15 protein-coding genes are annotated in these 18561 nt (G+C 59.6%); 5 read left to right on the top strand and 10 right to left on the bottom strand.

All coding sequences use genetic code 11. The features are described 5' to 3' along the window. Positions 1 to 146 precede the first annotated feature (146 nt). The 8 genes from potE to ACZ9H4_RS24715 all read right to left on the bottom strand — a co-directional run bounded on the left by potE (position 147) and on the right by ACZ9H4_RS24715 (position 9622). Complete coding sequence (gene potE / locus ACZ9H4_RS24680) at positions 147 to 2390, bottom strand: putrescine-ornithine antiporter (RefSeq protein ID WP_476121430.1); 2244 nt, start codon at positions 2388 to 2390, stop codon at positions 147 to 149. A gap of 38 nt (positions 2391 to 2428) precedes the next feature. After that, positions 2429 to 2626 (bottom strand): Orn/Lys/Arg family decarboxylase, encoded by a 198-nt coding sequence (locus tag ACZ9H4_RS24685; protein WP_408147578.1) that lies wholly within the window; start codon positions 2624 to 2626, stop codon positions 2429 to 2431. Continuing rightward, entirely contained in the window at positions 2623 to 2868 is a 246-nt protein-coding gene (locus ACZ9H4_RS24690) for a hypothetical protein (RefSeq protein ID WP_476121433.1), read from the bottom strand. The genes ACZ9H4_RS24685 and ACZ9H4_RS24690 overlap by 4 nt, the downstream gene beginning before the upstream one ends. 378 nt (positions 2869 to 3246) lie before the next feature. Then, entirely contained in the window at positions 3247 to 3582 is a 336-nt protein-coding gene (locus ACZ9H4_RS24695) for a hypothetical protein (RefSeq protein ID WP_476121435.1), read from the bottom strand. A gap of 47 nt (positions 3583 to 3629) precedes the next feature. Continuing rightward, a complete protein-coding gene (locus ACZ9H4_RS24700) occupies positions 3630 to 5090 on the bottom strand; it encodes a DUF2254 domain-containing protein (protein ID WP_476121437.1) in 1461 nt (486 codons plus the stop codon). 178 nt (positions 5091 to 5268) lie between these two features. Continuing rightward, positions 5269 to 6165, bottom strand: a complete 897-nt coding sequence (locus tag ACZ9H4_RS24705) for a hypothetical protein (RefSeq protein WP_408325494.1) — start codon at positions 6163 to 6165, stop codon at positions 5269 to 5271. 127 nt (positions 6166 to 6292) lie between these two features. After that, positions 6293 to 7714, bottom strand: a complete 1422-nt coding sequence (locus ACZ9H4_RS24710) for a DUF2252 domain-containing protein (protein WP_408147568.1) — start codon at positions 7712 to 7714, stop codon at positions 6293 to 6295. Positions 7715 to 7888: 174 nt separating this feature from the next. After that, on the bottom strand, positions 7889 to 9622 hold the full coding sequence (locus ACZ9H4_RS24715) for a SulP family inorganic anion transporter (protein ID WP_408147566.1): 1734 nt from the start codon (positions 9620 to 9622) through the stop codon (positions 7889 to 7891). 860 nt (positions 9623 to 10482) lie between these two features. Between ACZ9H4_RS24715 and arcD the strand changes: the two genes are divergently transcribed. The 4 genes from arcD (at position 10483) to arcC (ending at position 15344) form a co-directional block, all read left to right on the top strand. Then, positions 10483 to 11958, top strand: coding sequence for an arginine-ornithine antiporter (gene arcD / locus ACZ9H4_RS24720; RefSeq protein ID WP_408147563.1), 1476 nt, complete (start codon positions 10483 to 10485; stop codon positions 11956 to 11958). 16 nt (positions 11959 to 11974) lie between these two features. Beyond that, positions 11975 to 13231 (top strand): arginine deiminase, encoded by a 1257-nt coding sequence (arcA, locus tag ACZ9H4_RS24725; RefSeq protein ID WP_408147561.1) that lies wholly within the window; start codon positions 11975 to 11977, stop codon positions 13229 to 13231. Positions 13232 to 13292: 61 nt separating this feature from the next. Next, positions 13293 to 14303, top strand: a complete 1011-nt coding sequence (locus tag ACZ9H4_RS24730; RefSeq protein ID WP_408147559.1) for an ornithine carbamoyltransferase — start codon at positions 13293 to 13295, stop codon at positions 14301 to 14303. Positions 14304 to 14393: 90 nt separating this feature from the next. After that, positions 14394 to 15344 carry a carbamate kinase gene (gene arcC, locus ACZ9H4_RS24735; protein WP_459252112.1) on the top strand — a complete coding sequence of 317 codons (951 nt, stop codon included), beginning with the start codon at positions 14394 to 14396 and terminating at the stop codon, positions 15342 to 15344. 139 nt (positions 15345 to 15483) lie between these two features. On the opposite strand, the gene ACZ9H4_RS24740 is transcribed toward arcC, so the two are convergent. Then, complete coding sequence (locus ACZ9H4_RS24740) at positions 15484 to 16620, bottom strand: AI-2E family transporter (RefSeq protein ID WP_408325492.1); 1137 nt, start codon at positions 16618 to 16620, stop codon at positions 15484 to 15486. 396 nt (positions 16621 to 17016) lie between these two features. Here ACZ9H4_RS24740 and ACZ9H4_RS24745 point away from each other — a divergent pair, with 396 nt between their 5' ends. Continuing rightward, positions 17017 to 17400 carry a hypothetical protein gene (locus ACZ9H4_RS24745; protein WP_408325489.1) on the top strand — a complete coding sequence of 128 codons (384 nt, stop codon included), beginning with the start codon at positions 17017 to 17019 and terminating at the stop codon, positions 17398 to 17400. Between the two features lie 195 nt (positions 17401 to 17595). Here the strand turns inward: ACZ9H4_RS24745 and ACZ9H4_RS24750 are convergent, their stop codons facing one another. After that, the gene (locus tag ACZ9H4_RS24750) at positions 17596 to 18513 is read right to left on the bottom strand and encodes a hypothetical protein (protein ID WP_408325488.1); all 918 of its coding nucleotides are present in this window, start codon (positions 18511 to 18513) and stop codon (positions 17596 to 17598) included. Between the last annotated feature and the right edge of the window lie 48 nt (positions 18514 to 18561).

The following is an 18561-nucleotide window of genomic DNA, read 5'->3' on the forward strand; positions in this document are numbered from 1 at the left end:
CCTGCGTCTGATATTCATTAGGCTTCTTCAGTATGCTAAGCGAAACATCCCCAGCCGTGTCACAGGCAAGCCATGCGTGTCAACAGGATGTGGCCGATCTGGACAAACGCGCGGCCACGCGACGGCGGCCCCTCATCGGCCGCCTGCTATTCGGGAAGCGCGCTCACGCGGAAGAAAGCTTGCGTGCCCGCATCAGGCTCGCCAAACCACCTTGCGTACATCGCGGGAAACTCCGGCGAAACAAATAGCCGGCTCAACGTGCGATCGACGAGCAGGCGCAGATCGTCGTCGCCGCGTGCCATGCCGATCGCCACCGGCAAATAGGTGAATCGACGCTCCAGCACGGCCAGCTCACCGGCAGCCGGGCTATTGCTGGCGACCGCGAGCAGCAGTGAACGTTCGCCAAAGAAGACGTTGGTCTGCCGGTCGAGAACCTTGTGTACACCCGACTGAACATCGGGGACCGGAACGACGGACGCTGTAATCTGGAACTGGCCGAGCTTGCTGCCGAGCCAGCGTTGTGTGGGCGACCCCTCGACGACGGAAATGGTCTGCCGCGAAAGCAGCTGCGCTGGAGCCGCTCGCCAGGTGGGGTGCGACGGCCCCGCCCCGGACAGGACCTCCTTGAGCCCCGGCGACGCATCCGAGCGCAGCAGAGCGCCGATGCCGCCGGGATAGACCGGAATCGAGAACGACATGTCCTGCCGGGCGGCTAGTGTGTCGCTGTCACCGCACAACAGGTCTATCCGCCGCTCCTGGATCGCGCGCAGACGATCATCGGGTGTGACGGCCACCCACTTTACCGTGAGTCTTCCGAGCTTTAACTCGCTTTTGATCTCATTGCTGATCTTTTGGCACAGTCCGACCGTGTATCCTGTGATCTGCCCTGTTTTGTCCTTGTAGGCGAACGGCTGGGCCTCGCTGAGATAACCCAGGTTGATCTGGCCAGCCTGTTTGATCCTCGCCAGCGTCCGCGCGGGTGCCCCTTCGTCCGCGTGTGCCCGCGGTGAAATCAAACCCGCCAGCACCACGATCGCCACAGCCAATGCGGCAGCGGCCGACGCCGCCGCACGTCCGGTCAATTTCGCCAACGTGAAGCGTGAGGCCATGAAGCCGTAAATCACATATCCGATCGCCATGACGAGCATGCCCCCGAGCACGGCATCCTTGCCGGACGCATAGATTGCGTAGACGGAATACGACAGCGCAATCACGGTCACAATCGCGTTGAGACGGTATTTTGCCGGTGGCGTGCCGGCATTTCGCATCATCGCGAACAGCGCCGATAGCGAGATGATATACGGCAGCACATTCGTGACGACCGCGAGATTGACGAGTGCCGCGAACTGCTCACTGAGGTTTGGCGAGATCGTCGAAAGCGCCATGAGCGATTGCATGATGCCCATGATGATCATGCCCGCGATCGGCGCCCCCATCGCGTTCGCCTTGCTGAAAATGCCCGGGAACATTCTGGTGTCGGCGGCATCCTTGGCCGTCTGGGCCAGTGTGAACTGCCAGCCGAGCAGTGATCCAACACACGCCATCGCAGCCAGCGCCATCACAATCGACCCGACCGTCGGGTTGAACATGCGCGCAAAGGCCAGCCCGAACGGGCCGGTCGATGCTGCGAGATCCGCACCGGGCACGATGCCCTGGATCACCGCGGTGGACAGGATATAGATCACCGCCGCGCCCAAGGTGCCAAACATACATGCCAGCGGCACGTCGCGCTTTGGATTCTCGACCGCCGAGGAGTTCTGCACCGCCGACTCCATGCCGAGAAACGCCCACAGGGTGAGTGAAATGCTCGAGCCCATGCCTTCGCCCAGGCTCAGTCCCCTGGGATTCCACGCGGCGGCGAACGTTGCGCCGTGGAACCAGAACCAGCCTGCTATCGAAATGAAGCCGACGGGCAGAATCACTCCCCACACAGTGACGGATCCGATGCGCCCCGTGATCTTTGGGCCTCCAAAGTTCGCCAGGGTGGTGAGCCACAGCAGACCGATCACGCCCACGCAGGTGGCAATGGGCGATGACGTGAGCACCGGAAAGAACGCTGCCAGATAGCCGAGTGCCGAACTCGCGACCGCCACATTCGCAATAGCAATAGAAAGGAAGTACAGGAAGAACACCTGAAAGTACCCGTCCCTGCCATAACCGTCCTCCGCATAGGCCGCCATCCCCCCGGCGCGCTGGTTCAACAGCCCCGCCTCGGCGAAGCCGTATGCGATGGCGAGTGACCCGATGGCCGTCACCAGCCAGGACAGCAGCGATATCGCACCCACCTTCGCCATATTGGTGGGCAACATGATGATGCCGGAGCCCGTCATGTTCACCGTGACGATGAACGTCAACTGGATGACGTTCATCTTTTTGGGCTGGTTAGACATGTTGCCCCTCCTGCAGGGTAGGTCGCGTTCAGGTCCGGTTATGCCCGGACAACGTAGGTATAGAAGCGGATGCGACCGTTCTCCCGTTCGTGGAACACATCCTGCACTTCGAAGTTGAACCCAGGAAAACGGTTCAACGATTCCTGGAATGCCATGAAATACGCGAGCATCGACTGCGCACGCGCGTCCCAACGCTCACCCGGAAGTACGACACCGATTCCCGGCGGATAAATCAACGCAAGCTTGGCGCCGTTCCGACGTGCTCGGTGTCCACCCTGACGATGTAGGCACCGACGTCCGCATCTTCGTCGAGATCTCGCCTGGCGCTGTTCGTGATCTCGACGCGTATGTTCCCGGCAGCGATGTGATCAAGTAGTTCCTTCGTTGCACGATCATTCCCGTCGACGATCGCGACTATCTTGAGCAGCTTGTGAAACTGGATGGGGATGGCAGGAGCCTCTGCCGAACGTGAATTCATAGTCGTTGCTCCTAGTGTCTACGTTCATTCAAGCACCTCGAAACCACGGGCGATTGACGCAGATCAACGACGCAACAGCCTGTTATTTGAACGCGTTGCAGACGCAAAAACGCACCTGAAAGTCCGATGGGCAAACATGCAACAGACCGGCTCGCCACTCTTCGAGAACGGCGCGACCACGTTGCGCGCTGCGCCAATCTCAAAGACGACTCCTTTCGTTTGGGATATCCAGGTTCACGAATAGGAGCTGTCGGAAATCACCGCCCTCCGCTATGGCCTCGCAAAAACCGCACTGCCCGATTGCCGAGCGCGCGCGAAACAGAATATGGAAGGCAAATGAGTACCGGCCCGAATACGATCGCCGCGCCCCGATGGACTTCATCCATAGATGAAAAACTGAGCGATGGCGTCCAGAATAATCCCCACGGCAAACAGATCCCGAATCGCCTTTATCCCACTCCTTGCCAGTTCCTTGCGGTCCCCAGCTCGAATGACCAGACTGTACAAATAGGGCTGCCGATCTGCATTGGCATCGCCGATCCCCCCACGCCATCCAAAGACGATAGCAATCAGCGGCTGGATAACAAATCGCAGGCGCCCCGGACCCGTCAACCGCTGCGGCAGTTCATCAAGAAACTGACGGGAGAATAGATAGACGCGCCCTGTCTCAAACGTATCGACGATTGCCGAGGGCAGCGCGATCACGAGTATCACGACGGCTGCGGTAGTCAGGACCGTACTGATGACGTCCCGCCGAACTTTCATCCTCGCACCGGCGCGCCATGGGCACTGACCCCATCGCCCTGTTCATGTTCGCGATCCCCCGCGGATGTTTGCCGCGAGCTGGCCTCCGATGCGCCGCCCAGCCCCTGTGTGTCCGGAACGCGAGCCAGTGCGATGTCCTCCTCGAACATATGCTCACGCAAAATCGTCGCGTCCAGCAGGATCAGTTCGCGACGCAATGCGCCGTGACGCTCAGGTGGCAGTGTCTTCATCAGGTTTTCGATCATTGCCCGCAGACGCCGCTCGATCTGCAAGCTTCCTGCCCCGCACTGCCATATTTCCCTGAAACTGATGTGCACATAGTCCTCCCAGTCCGGCGTACGAAACAGCACGCGGGGCTTCCCGCTTTCGTCGCTGACCGCGCAGTTGGCAAGGGAGCGCTTGCCGACCAGGCGGAGCAGCCTGTGCAACTGGTCGATGGCCAGCACGGCCGTCGTCGGATCATTGATCGCAGGAGACAGTGCCTTCAGCGCAATATCGACCTCGATCCGGAATGCGAACATAGGGTCCTGCTCCATCGTCCTTTCCGAACCGAGCGCGACAAAGTTTTGCAAACGTTGCTCGCTGTCGTCGCTGAGTGAAGTGGTTGCACCGTACAGATAGAAGAGCGGTTCGTCCGTGGCAAGAAAATCACCGACCTGAGCGGCGAACTCGATGACGCAGCCACAACGTCGCGCCTCTCGTGCGAGGCCCTTCAGATTCACCGCCAACACGACGCCGGATCCACCCCCATGACAGACAATGCGCGGGCTCGGCATCGGGTTAGTGGATACGCTTTCCTCGTCTGCGCTTGCGGGCGACTGCCGTGAGAGCGATGCCCAAACCTGAACGTGTGGTAAATCCGCGTGCATTTCCTCCTCACTAAAGGCATCGGGATAAATACTTTCGATGACCGCTAAACCCTGAGTTGCCACGCGGCCTATCAAACTCACGGGCCGCATCAGCCGCGCAGAATAGTCGATCAGCAGGATGAACGCGATGAGTGAAGCGAGTCCGATCAGGGTCGCAAGGAACACCTGCATCTGCGGCACCACCACTGATTGCCCGAGTTCCGCCATGGTTCTGTGAGTCCAGAGCAACGAGAAGACAAACAGGCCGACGATCCAGCGGATTACGTTGTCCCGCAACAGCGTGGTTGCGATGATGCGAGGCGTATATTGTCCACCCGCCACCTGGATGGCGACGAGCAGGGAGCCGAAACTGAACACCAGACACGACAAGTTGAGAGTGAAGATCCGGTCGAGAATGGAATGCGCTTCCTCCGCGCTGACGGCAAGAAATCCGCGTTGCAGGTCATATGCATGATGGTTGGCCAGCCACGCACCGGTGTATTCGGCTACACGCTTCAAGGCAATGCCGGCCATCACGGCAAGAATCGGAACGGTCCACAGCGACGATCTCACATAGCTGCTCACGCTGTATCTTCTGTTCCAGGCCATGCCAACCTCCATAACCGCCTCAAGCAGCCGCCCCGCGCGAGGCGCGGTTCCGGGCTTCGTATCGCCCTGTTTCGTTACCTTCACGCCGGGGGCGGCAGGACTTCGATACCACGTCGTCCAATCAGGTCCCGGGCACCCGGAATCCACGCCTGACTCGCCTGGCCGCTCGCATACGCCGTCAAGGCATCTTCAGGTCGGGAGGCGCGGTCGAAGAAGGCAGTGGTGCTTTCGCCGGTTCTGCATCAACCGGGCTTGCATGTGACGCTGCTTTGGAATCCGTGAATATCGACAGAAGAAACAGGTCGCGCTCCCCCTCGGGCATCCTTGCAATAGCATGCAGCGTGACTCTCGTCATCCAGCACACGTCCGACGGTGTGGCCGCCAAAGGGTGCATCGTGTAGAAGTGGTATCGATCGAGGTCGACGGGATCGGCGTCCAGCTCGATGACGATTGCGCGAGACAGACTGTCGACAGCCGCCGTATATTGACGCGGCGTCAGCGACCGCTCAGGCATTTCGGAAACGCTGCTCACGAGGACCTTATAGAGCAGCCCAAGATAGATTTCCGCATCCGCGTCGGACATCACGGCAACCGTAATACGGTTCATCACCGCGATGACATCGATAAGCCCGAAACAGTTGACAGGGACAAGTTCGTCGAGCAGACGGGTGAACAGTTGCAGGTAAAGCAACCGGTCTTCGACGGTAAGACGCGCGAGTCCTGTTGACATCAGGGCTTCCCGCTTGTCCGCATCGAGCAGGACCCGCTCGAGTCCCCCTGCCCCACCTGGTATCCGAGCCGCGATGATGGGGTCATGCGATACCTTGTCGAACCACGCCGACAGGATCCTCGCTTTGTTCGATCCTTGTTCGATTCCGTATTGGCGCAATACCTTATTCAAGGCAGTGGCTTCCGGGCCGGAGGCGGGCGCGCTCAAGGTAGCCGGGTTGTCGGGCGCAAGAGAATGGAAGTCATGATGTACGGCCGCGCCGGCTGTCGATGACAATAGAACGGCAAGCCCGCCAGTCAAGCACGGCGTGCGTTTCTGCGTACTCCGGAAGACCGATCCGATCACTTCATTCTCCTGCGGCGGTGCCCCCACGTGACCTGCAACTCGTAGGCTACATGTCCCGCAAATGCCCGTTTGCCCGCTCGGGCCCACGCCTCGATCAGACCGGCCCGATGCACCAACACCGCCCAACCTAAACTTCAGTTACCGTCTCAATTCGCCCTTCACGAATCGCCTGGATAAACTCGCGGTAGTCGCGCCGGTTCTGTGAACTGTATTCCGTCGCGAACTCCGTGATGGCGTCGTCAAAGGTTTGACCCGAGCCCATATACCCGGCAATCATCGCTGCATCACCCGAACGCGCGTGTGCACGCGCAAGAGCATGGGCACACATGCGCGCATATTGCCGGAGCGTCCCGATGTCGAGCGCCTCGATGAGGACGGAAATCTTCATGTCGCGGAGCTGACGAATGTAAAAATCGCGCCCATTCTTGCCCCGACTCCAGCCGAGAAACACATCGCTAGCGGCCTGCATGATGTGTTGGCCCGCAATCACGCGCTGGCCGTGGTTGGGGTGCAGGCTCTTGCCCGCATAGGGCTCGAGCACCGACGCCTTCGCCTCCTTGGCCTGCAGGAACAACGGGTCGTTGTCGGAGGCCATGAACAGGCCTACCCCGCACATCGTGCCGACACTGCCCACGCCCACCACCTTGAGCGCCAGGTCGACGAAACGGAAGCGGTCGAACAGAACTCGCACGTGTTCGGCGAGGCTTTCCCGATACGTCGCAATTGCCTCTGCGTAGCCCGATTGAAGGCCGGGCGCGATATCTTCACTGGGATGAAAGATAAGCGGCGGCTCATCCTTGATTCTGGGCCGCCCGCCTTCCTCCGAGACAAGTTTCGGATACAGATGCTCGGGCACGGTCTTGCGGCGTTCCACTTCAATTCGCTGTGCAATCCGCTTGCGCGCGGCCTCCACGACTACAGGGTCGCCCGAGCGATCTTCATACTTCTGCAGGTCGATTCGGTCGTACCAGATGTCGAGCGCACGCATGGACGCATAGTCGTGCATACGCTCGCGGTATTCGCGCACGAGTTCCGTAGCGACGCGTGTCGTATCGCTGTAAGGCAACTCCAGATGTTGCGCCGCGATCACGACGCTCGCTGCGAGCCGCTTCAGATCCCATTCAAACGGAGCGGGTAACGTCTCGTCCAGGTCGTTGATGTCGAAAATCACGTTGCGCTCGGGCGTCGCGAACCCGCCGAAGTTCATCAGATGCGCATCGCCACATGCTTGCACGCGCAGCCCACTGGTTGGCGTCGTAGCGAGGTCAGCCGCCATCACTGCGGCCGCGCCGCGATAGAACGCGAACGGAGACGCGGACATTCGACCGAAGCGGATCGGGATCAGGCTCTGGAGCCGCCCTTCGTTCGATTCGTTGAGAAGTTCGATTGGGCTGCGGCGACCCGTGGGCAAACTCCACCCGCCTTGAGACGATCTGGAGACCGAATCACGAATGACTCGCCCTTGTGCCGCTCGCTCTTCAGGCGTGCTGTAGATCGGAGGCTTTGCGGATGCATCGTGCGCAACTTTGCGTGAATCGGCTCTGTCCATGTCAACCCCTAGTGGTTTTCACTATAGCGGTATGCCGTGTCGGAGGCTGCTCTCTCTGACGCAATGTTTTTCGCTCAGGCCGGCAACCGGGAGCGATGTACGAAAATGCGATGGTCGTCGTCCATTCTGCAATGCATGTTCGGCCAACTGCCTCGTCGTGTGCTAATGGATGGCTCAACGCTGGACTCCACCTGAGGCTTCCTCAACGGCTTGTTCTTCCCGCAGTGCATGCCACGCAGTAACCGCCTGCTCGAGATTGAGAAACATGCGCCTATGTCCAAGCGCCTTGCCGAGCGGCGCATTCTCCACGACGGCAAATACGTCCGGGCTCAAACCAACGAGCCATACGGCAATCCCCACTTTGCGGCATCTCTCCTCGGCCTCGGTCAACATCTTCAACGCCGTATACTCCAGGTCGAAAACGGCGCGCATGTCGAGCGCCACCACAGTCGGACGGGTCTGCTCGACGAGCGGCGTAATCTTGTGACCAATGTTCGAGGCATTAACGAAAAAAATTCTCCCCTCGGGCCGCAAAAGCAGCAGTCCGGGAAACTCCTCATCGTCGGGGTGCTGGTCAGATACTGGCCGGAATACATTCGTGCCACGTTTGCGTCGCAGCACATAGACGGGTGGATCGGACACCTGGTGCGCAAGCGCCACGAGTGACACAAGAATGGCGATCAGAATGCCGTTCAACGTACCGAGCAGCACGACGCCCGCGAGGGCAACCAGAGCCCAGAGGAACTCCATGCGTCTGACAGCGAGAATCGCGCGAAAATCCGCAGGCTTGAACAGCCCGATTGAATAGACGATCACGACTGCGGCAAGCGTCGCGTGCGGCATGAGACCAATCAGCGGCGCAAGCAGGAGCATGGTGCCCAACGTAACGGCTGCCGTCACGAGTTCCGCCAGTTGTGAATGCGCACCCACAAGGCGATTGACCGCCGTCTGGGTGGTCCCGCCGCCCGACGGCATCGAACCCAGCAGCGCGCCCGCTGCATTGCCAAGGCCCGTCGCCATTAGCTCGCGATTCGGTAGCGGCACGGATTCGCCGCTTTGGGCGAACGCCCGGCCTGAAGCGATCGTTTCAGTAAAGCTCATCAATGCAATGCCCGCCGCCGCGGGCCAGAGCGCCTCGACGAGCGAGAACTGAGGCATGACAATCGATGGAAGCCCCGTTGGAATGTGGCCCACGATCCCCACGCCGTACTTCGGCAGCCCCAGGATGCTGACAGCCGCGATCCCACATGCCACCGCAATGAGCGGGGCCGGTGACTTCGGATAGAAATGTTCGAGCGCCACCAGAACCACAACTGTCACCACCCCGACGACAACCGTGGCCACCGATGCATGAGGAAGTCCCGTGACGAGCGCATAGACGTTATGAAAGAACGAACTTTTCACCATGTGCAGGCCAATCAGCTTCGGCAGTTGATCGAGCACGATCACGATGGCGATGCCGCCCTTGAAGCCTGTCAGCACCGGCTCGGAGATGAAGTTCGCCACGAATCCAAGCCTGAGAAGCGCAGCGAGAACAAGGAATACGCCGACCAGCAGCGTGAGTGTCGCAGTGGCAACGGCCAGTTGGGCCGCGCCGCCGCCCGGCGCGACCTGACCGAGCGCGGTCGCTGTCAGAATAGCCAGCGTTGCAGTGGTGCTGACGCTCAGCGGCCTCGATGTACCGAAGAGCGCATAGATCACCATAGGGACAAGTGCCGTGTACAGTCCGACCTGTACAGGAAGACCCGCAACGGTAGCGTAAGCCATCGCCTTCGGCAACACGACAGCCGCAGCCGTGACTCCCGCGACAACGTCCGGTTTGATCCACGACTTCTGATACCCGTGAACCCATTCGAGAACGGGAAGCCGACGGCCGGGACTTTGGTGCGGCGAGGACTGGTCTTGCATGAGCGTATGCCTCTGAAGATCCGTGCGTTAGCGACGGGCGCAGACGTCATTCGTTGCGACGTTGACACCACTAGCCGGGCCCATGTCCAGAAACACAGCGGCCACGGCTGTTGCCAATAGGGATTTCACGGTGTCTCCTTCCGGGAAAGTCTCAAAGGCCTGACTTTTAGAGAAGCTTCGAACTGGCGGGCCACTTTTCCAGTACGCGGTCCGTCGCACTCGCTGTGATCCGGCAATTGCCGCAAGGTTGCGGCAGTTCCTTGATCGTCCTTCATCCCACAGTACGCAATAGGCCCACCCACAGGCTTGATACAGATCAACGCGGTGGCTGAGCCGGGAAACGACAAACGCCTCTGAGCGCGACCGTGGGAGCGCAAGCGCGAATCCACCTCCGACGCGCGCGAGTTAGCCTGGCGATTTAATCTCTCACCGCATTACGTCGAGCACACTCGCGCAACCGCGTGAAGATTTATGCGGCCAACTCGCTGCGTCCCATGCGAAGTTCCACTGCTCCCGTCAGATGAAAACCATATGTTTTTCCAACGTTATGCATACCGGAGCAGATGTTGATTCAGGTCAATCTGCGCATCCCAGTAACTCATACGCTCCATATGCGGGCAGAGCCGCTCCGAACGATCACGTCCCATCCGATGCGAGCCGATCGTTCAAAAATGGTTTTTTTAGTCCGCAAAAAATTGATATCGAGTGCTCACTTCGTTCATCGGTATGTGGCATCGACTCATTCGCAAAAAAGGTGGCCTTGCCGATGTTCACACGCAAAAGAGTTGAGAGCGCCGTATGCCGAGATCATCACCCAAAGATTCTCCGGCATCGCGGCAAGTGTTTAAAGGAGACGTTACATGTCTGATTCCATATCTCATCCTGCCTCTGGCGCAAAAACGAAGCCTTCCACCGCCTCCGCCCCGAAGCTTCATCTCGGCGCCCTGACCGCGCTCGTGGTTGGATCGATGATCGGCGGCGGCATCTTCTCCTTGCCGCAAAACATGGCCGTTAGCGCTGACGCCGGCGCCGTGCTGATCGGCTGGGCCATCACCGCTGTGGGCATGCTGACCCTGGCGTTTGTGTTCCAGACGCTCGCCAACCGCAAACCACAACTCGATGGTGGCGTCTATATCTACGCCAAGCAAGGCTTCGGGGACTACATGGGGTTTTCATCGGCCTGGGGCTACTGGATTAGCGCATGGCTTGGTAACGTCGGGTACTTCGTCCTGCTATTCGCCACCTTCGGTTTCTTCTTTCCCATCTTCGGCGAAGGTAATACGCCCTTTGCGATTGCCTGCGCGTCCGTGCTGCTCTGGGGCGTTCACTTCCTCGTGCTGCGCGGCATCAAGGAAGCCGCCTTCGTCAACCTGATCACGACGATCGCCAAGGTGGTGCCGATTATTCTATTCATCCTGATCTGCCTGTTCGCGTTCAAAGCGCATGTCTTCACCAGCGACTTTTTCGGTCTGAGCAGTCCAAAGCTCGGCAGCGTCGCAAATCAGGTGCGCGGCACGATGCTCGTCACCGTCTGGGTGTTCATCGGCATTGAAGGCGCCAGCATCTTCTCAGCGCGCGCTGAGAAGCGCACTGATGTCGGCAAGGCGACGGTCGTGGGTTTTGCCGGTGTCCTGCTGGTTCTCGTGCTCGTCAACATGCTGTCGCTCGGGATCATGAAGCGGCCCGAGCTGGCGGCACTTCCAAACCCGTCGATGGCAGGTGTCCTCGAACATGTCGTCGGCCACTGGGGTGCGGTCGTGATCAGCGTCGGCCTCGTGATTTCGCTGCTGGGTGCATTGCTTTCGTGGGTGCTGCTTTGCGCCGAAATCATTTTTTCCGCCGCTCGCGACAACACGATGCCGAGCTTCGTGCGCAAGGAAAACTCGAAGCAGGTCCCCGCAAACGCGCTCTGGCTGACCAACGGGCTGACGCAGATATTCCTGCTCATCACCCTGTTTTCAAAAGGAACATACCTGTCGCTGATCTATCTGGCAACGTCGATGATCCTGTTGCCTTACTTCTGGTCCGCAGCTTACGCACTGCAAGTCGCGTGGCGTCGCGAGACATACGAAAGCGAGCCGAAGCAGCGCAACAGGGATCTTGCGATCGCCGCGATTGCAGTGATCTACGCCGTCTGGCTGCTCTATGCGGGCGGGCTCAAATATGTGCTGCTATCCGCCCTGCTTTACGCGCCCGGCGCATTGCTGTTCGCCAAGGCGAAGCGCGAAGCCGGCCAGCCAGTCTTCACTACCGTCGAAAAAGCCGTCTTCGTGGCGGTCGTGATCGGCGCATTGGTCGCCGCATTCGGCTTGTACAAAGGTTTCCTCACGCTCTGATCCAGGGAGACACATGATGAGCATTGGGACATTGAATTATGGCGTCCATTCCGAAGCGGGAAAACTGCGCAAGGTATTGGTCTGCTCGCCCGGACTTGCGCACCAGCGCCTGACGCCAAGCAATTGCGACGAACTGTTGTTCGACGACGTCATCTGGGTCAGCCAGGCCAAACGCGATCATTTCGACTTCACCACCAAGATGCGAGAGCGCGGCGTCGAAGTCGTGGAGATGCACAACCTGCTCACCGAAACGGTACGCAACGCCGACGCGCTCGAGTGGATTCTCGACCGCAAGGTCCGGCCCGATACCGTGGGCATTGGACTCGCGAACGAGGTTCGCGCGTGGATCGAAGGTCTCGAGCCTCGCAAGCAGGCCGAATTCCTGATTGGCGGCGTGGTTGCGGAAGACATCCCCGACACGGCGGAGACCAATACGCTCAAGATGTTCCGCCAGTATCTCGGCTACTCGGGCTTTGTGCTGCCTCCGCTACCGAACACCCTGTTCACGCGCGACACCACCTGCTGGATCTATGGCGGCGTCTGTCTCAACCCGATGTACTGGCCCGCAAGGCGACAGGAAACCCTGTTGGCCACGGCGATCTACAAGTTTCATCCGGACTTCGTGAATCACAAGTTCGAAGTCTGGTACGGCGATCCGGACCGCGATCACGGCATGTCCACGCTGGAAGGCGGCGATGTGATGCCCATCGGCAATGGGGTGCTCGTGGTCGGCATGGGCGAGCGCACGTCACGGCAAGCGATCGGCGAACTCGCTCAGAGTCTCTTCTCGAAAGGGGCGGTCGAAAGAATTATCGTGGCCGGCCTGCCGAAGTCTCGCGCTGCCATGCACCTCGATACGGTATTCACGTTCTGTGATCGCGACCTGGTCACCGTGTTTCCGGAGGTCGTGAAGGAAATTGTCGCGTTCTCAATACGCGCCGATGATTCGTCAGCGACGAAGCTGAACATTCGCCGCGAAGATAAGCCGTTTCTCGATGTCATTGCCGAGGCGCTCGGACTAGCCAGATTACGCGTCGTGGAGACAGGGGGCAATAGCTTCGCCGCAGAGCGTGAGCAATGGGACGACGGCAACAACGTCGTCTGCATCGAGCCTGGCGCCGTAATCAGCTACGACCGCAACATCTACACCAACACCTTGTTGCGCAAGGCTGGCGTCGAGGTGATCACGATCACCGCGGGTGAGCTTGGTCGCGGTCGCGGCGGCGGCCACTGCATGACGTGCCCGATCGTGCGAGATCCCATCGACTACTGACTGGTCGGCATCGCCGGCATGGAGCCGGCTGCCACCGGATCGGCCCTTAAAGGAGAAAACCATGGCTTTCAATTTGCGTAACCGGAGTCTGCTGAGCCTGATGCATCACAACACGCGTGAACTGAGGTACCTGCTTGACCTCGCACGCGATCTCAAGCGCGCCAAGTACACCGGCACCGAGCAGCAGCACCTGAAGGGTGTGAACATCGCGCTGATCTTCGAGAAGACTTCAACCCGCACACGTTGCGCGTTCGAAGTCGCGGCGTATGACCAGGGCGCCAATGTCACCTATATCGATCCGACCTCTTCCCAGATCGGCCATAAGGAGAGCATGAAGGACACAGCGCGCGTGCTGGGGCGCATGTATGACGCCATTGAGTATCGCGGATTCAAACAGGAAATCGTCGAGGAGCTGGCCAAATTTGCGGGCGTGCCCGTATTCAATGGCCTGACCGATGAATACCACCCAACCCAGATGTTCGCCGACGTTCTGACGATGCGGGAAAACAGCGACAAGCCGCTGACGGCAATCAGCTATGCGTACCTTGGCGACGCTCGCAACAACATGGGCAACTCGTTGCTGCTGATCGGCGCGAAGCTGGGAATGGACGTGCGGATCGGTGCGCCCAAAGCGCTCTGGCCGAGCCCCGAGCACATCGAGACTTGTCAGCGCTTCGCCGCGGAAAGCGGCGCGCGCATCCTGCTGACGGAAGACGCAAAGGCCGCCGTCAACGGCGTCGATTTCGTGCACACGGATGTGTGGGTGTCGATGGGTGAACCGATGGCAGCATGGGGCGAGCGTATTCAACAGCTGCTCCCCTATCAGGTCAACATGAATCTGATCAAAGCCTCGCAGAATCCTCAGGTGAAGTTCATGCACTGCCTGCCCGCGTTTCACAACAGCGAGACGGAACTCGGAAAACAGATTGCGGAGAAATATCCAGAGCTTGCGGGCGGCGTCGAAGTGACCGAGGAGGTATTCGAGTCGCCGTTGAATATCGCGTTCGAGCAGGCAGAAAACCGCATGCATACGATCAAGGCAATCCTTGTCTCGACGCTTGCCGATATTTGAATAGCCAGCTCGCCGCGCTCAGGACGTTGCGGCGCGAGCGTCGCCAACGCTTGTGCCCACCGTCATTTGCCGTCCATTAGAAGGGGTTACATGATGCGTATCGTGATTGCATTGGGAGGCAACGCCTTGCTGCGGCGCGGTGAACCGCTGACGGCAGAAAATCAGCGCGATAACGTGCGGCTCGCCGCCCGCCAGATCGCGCGAATCGCGACGGGTAACGAACTGGTGATTGCGCACGGCAACGGGCCGCAGGTCGGGCTGCTTGCTCTCCAGGGTGCGGCATACAAGGAAGTCGCGACTTATCCGCTCGATGTTCTCGGTGCGCAGACCGAAGGGATGATCGGCTATCTCATCGAGCAGGAGCTGGGCAATCTGCTGCCTTACGAAGTGCCGTTCGCCACGATCTTGACGCAGGTCGAGGTCGATCCGCACGACCCCGCCTTCCAGCATCCGACCAAACCAATCGGTCCGGTCTACGAGAAAGAAGAAGCCGAGCGTCTCGCGAAGGAGCGGGGATGGAACATTGCCCCGGACGGTGACAAGTTCCGTCGTGTGGTCGCAAGCCCACGACCGAAACATATCTTCGAGATCCGACCGATCAAATGGCTGCTGGAACGCGGCGCTATCGTGATCTGCGCCGGCGGCGGCGGTATTCCCACCTGCTACGACGCGAATCACAACCTGATCGGCGTCGAAGCGGTCATCGACAAGGATCTATGCTCCGCGCTTCTTGCGCAGGAATTGGCCGCCGACATGCTGATCGTCGCGACCGATGTCGATGCGGCGTATGTCGACTGGGGTTCGCCGAACAAGCGGGCCATTGCACAGGCGCACCCGGACGAACTGGAAAGGCTCGGATTCGCCAGTGGTTCGATGGGCCCGAAAGTCCAGGCGGCGATCGAGTTTGCCCGTCAAACGGGCAAGGACGCCGTGATCGGCTCACTGTCGGACATCCAGGCCATCCTCGAAGAACGCGGGGCCGGCACCCGCGTGAGCACGGCCGAATCGGGCATCCGCTACCGCGTGCCGACCGGCGGTTAATCTGGAGCATCTGGAGCAGCCGTTCTCCGCCCGGAGAATGGCTGCGATCGCTGCGCGTTGTAGTTATCTCCGGCCGCTCTCGCTGTGCGTCGGTGCAAGCGACGAAGTACCTGACTACCTGACCTGGGGTCCTTTCTCTTCACTTCGCTTCCAGTTGTCCGGTCTTGCTGACCACGGTATTCAGCTTCTCTCCCGGCAACTCGGAGACGGGCTGGTCTCTCACCCATCGCCAGAACAGTTGATAGCCGACTGCGAGCATCACGGGCCCGATGAACAGGCCAATGACGCCCGCCGAAACCATGCCTCCAAGCGCGCCAATCAGCACGACCGGCATCGGTACCGCAACGCCGCGGCCGAGCAGCAATGGCTTGAGCACGTTGTCCGCCAGTCCCGCAACAAACACATACACGGCAAACCCGATCGTTGCCGCGCTGAAGCCCTCGGTGACAATCACGAAGACGATTACGGGAATCGTGATCAAGGTGGCAGGCAGTTGCATGATGCCGATCAGCAGTATGGCGAGAGCAAGCAATCCAGCACCGGGAATGCCCATCACGACGAAGCCGATGCCGATCAGCAGCATCTGGATGAATGCAATGCCGACCACCCCTTGGGCCACGGCGCGAATCGTGGCCGTACAAAGATCGGTGATCTTCGGACCATTTTCCGGGCCGGAGATGCGCGAGGCAATCTGCACGGCACTGACGTGACCATGTTCGCCATGCGCCATGAGCACGCCCGCCACGACGAGGGAAACGAAGAATATCGCCAGCCCGGCACCGAGACCCGTGACCATGCCGAGCACCGCAAGGCCTGCACCCTTGAGCTGCGGGGCAAACCTGTGCGCGAGGCCCGTGAGGTCGGTCGAAGCCTGTTGCCAGAACTCATGCACCCGTTCGCCCACCAGCGGCCAATTGGCCACCGATTCGGCCGGCGGCGGAATCCGGAAACTGCCGCTGCGGAACACGGCGATCGCATGCTCGATCGAATCGGCAACCGCGACACCTAGCAGGTAAGTCGGGACGAGAATGATGCCGAACGCGACAGCGACGATCAGCGTCGCGATCAAGCCTCCCCTGTTCGGCAACCTGCTGCGCAGCCGAACCTGCAACGGATAGAGGGTGATGGCAAGAATCAGCGCCCATACCATCAGATTCAGGAACGGGACGAAGATCCGAAAACAGAATACGGCGAGCACCGCGATCAGTCCGGCGCGAATCAGTACATCGAGCAATTGTCTGGACAGTACGCGTGTCGATGTTGGCGAGCTCAGCATTTTGAACTCTCCCCTCTCTTTAGAACGCATCCGTGCGGATAGCGGGCTAGCCGAACCAGCAGCAGAAATTCATCGCCGCGCTCCGGCCCGTTCTCCGCTGCCTACGGTGCTAATCCCTAATAGACGCGCGTATGTACCCCCGCCTCTTGATCCACGTCAATCAGATCGATGTCGCCTCCCCACAATGGCCGCCGGTCCTGACTGACATTCACCCCGGCAGCAGCATACTGCCGGATTTCTCCGCGCCGACCGGGCATTGACCTATATCAAGCGGAATCCGACTGCGAGCCCTATTCTGTCAATCAGTCATGCGTCGGTCGCGAGACATGCATCGACGGTGTTTGCTCCCATGCAAATCGTCGGTTGAGCGCGTGAGTCATTCAGCAGAGTGCCGCTATGAATCAACCCATGATCTGGATTACAGCGCCAGACCTGTCCGACGGATCCACGGTCTGGTTTTCGGCATATGGTTTCGGGTGGGGCTATCGCGCGTTCGCGGTCTCATATGAAGTGATCTGCGAATCGCTCGGCGCGGGCGACACCACGGAAGAACAGATTCGCCTCGCTTTCCAGTTAGGAAAGCGACAAATTCTTCAAGCGGTTCTGCAGCATGATTCGCTCTCGTACAAAGGGCAGCGAATCACGCTTTCTTTCGAAAATCGATCCCACTCAATGTCCACTGACGCTCCTGAAACAGTGACGGGCCGCGCACCAGCGGCAATACTCCGATCGACGGGTCCGCAACCTACGGATCCTTCAGCGGGTGCTCAATCCGGTTAACTAGCCACGTGGTGAACTGCGATGCAGCGACTTGACCGGAGTGTGTCTTAATCGACCTGATCCATGCGGCGCAACAACGTGATTCTTACGATCATCCCTTTGCCTCGCTGGGTGTGATCGACAGGTGGAATGTGCCGCCGGCACAGTTAAACACCGGCCCTGACCGTTTCGTCTTCTGCAATTGTATCGACCGGCTTAGATCGCTCGCATCGCCGCATCGATGTTCAGGCCGCCAGGCAACAGTTCCCGACGCGGAAACCGCACAAGCACAAAGACTCGCACTATGGCTGGATTGCCTGGAATGCGTGCGAAGTCGAACTGAATTTCCTGCCCCGCCTCGCCCCCTTCGGGCTGGACTACGTTCATCATGTCGAGCCGCAAAAGTCTGCGCTGAACGTAAAGGTGATCGGAAGGCGTGGAGAACACATTGCATACGCACTCCAGCTCGAGCTCGGCTTGCGTCCCGGGCACCCTGAGGGTGGCCAGAGTTTGCGTATTCTCGTTGATCTGCGTCTGGAGCCGATCCAGCTCGGCTGATTCGTCATTTAAAGGCGCGCCGATGACCGCCCGCAGACCCGTTCCTTGACGTTCCAGCAGCGCGACACGTTCCTCGATCAGGGCTCGCGATTGCTTCACCAGATCGCGTCGCCTCACGGCTAGACCTGCAAGGCCTTCCAGGGCCAGTTGATCGATCATCCGGCGGGCAATCTCTGCGCGTAACGACGCCTCGGAATCGCTGCAGATTCTGATGCGATGGTCGCTGAAGCACAGCGTAGTTTGTGGCACGTCATGACGAACAGAGTTTCCTTCCATCGTGACGCCCAATATGTGCCGCTCGGTCATCGCCATCCCGAGGACCGCGTATGCTTCGGTCAAATTCGCGTGTCTCTCGAAATAAGCACGCAAGGTTTCCGACCGGCTAAAGGCTTGAGCCAGATCGTCGCGCGTGGCAAAGAAGGCGCGAATCGCCGGATCGGACGACCATGCGTCGGCATTGGCATCGTGCAGCGGCTGCAGCGAAGCGACAAGATCGTCTGCATAGCGCAGTGACAGAGCCACCGCCCGGGTGAGCTTCGCTTCGTAGTGACGCGCGTACTTTAGTCCAGGGTTCATGACAAGAACACGAGCAACCGCTTCCCTGGCCCTCAGATCTGGAACCGT

It is taken from the genome of Paraburkholderia sp. TE9906 (assembly GCF_056279605.1).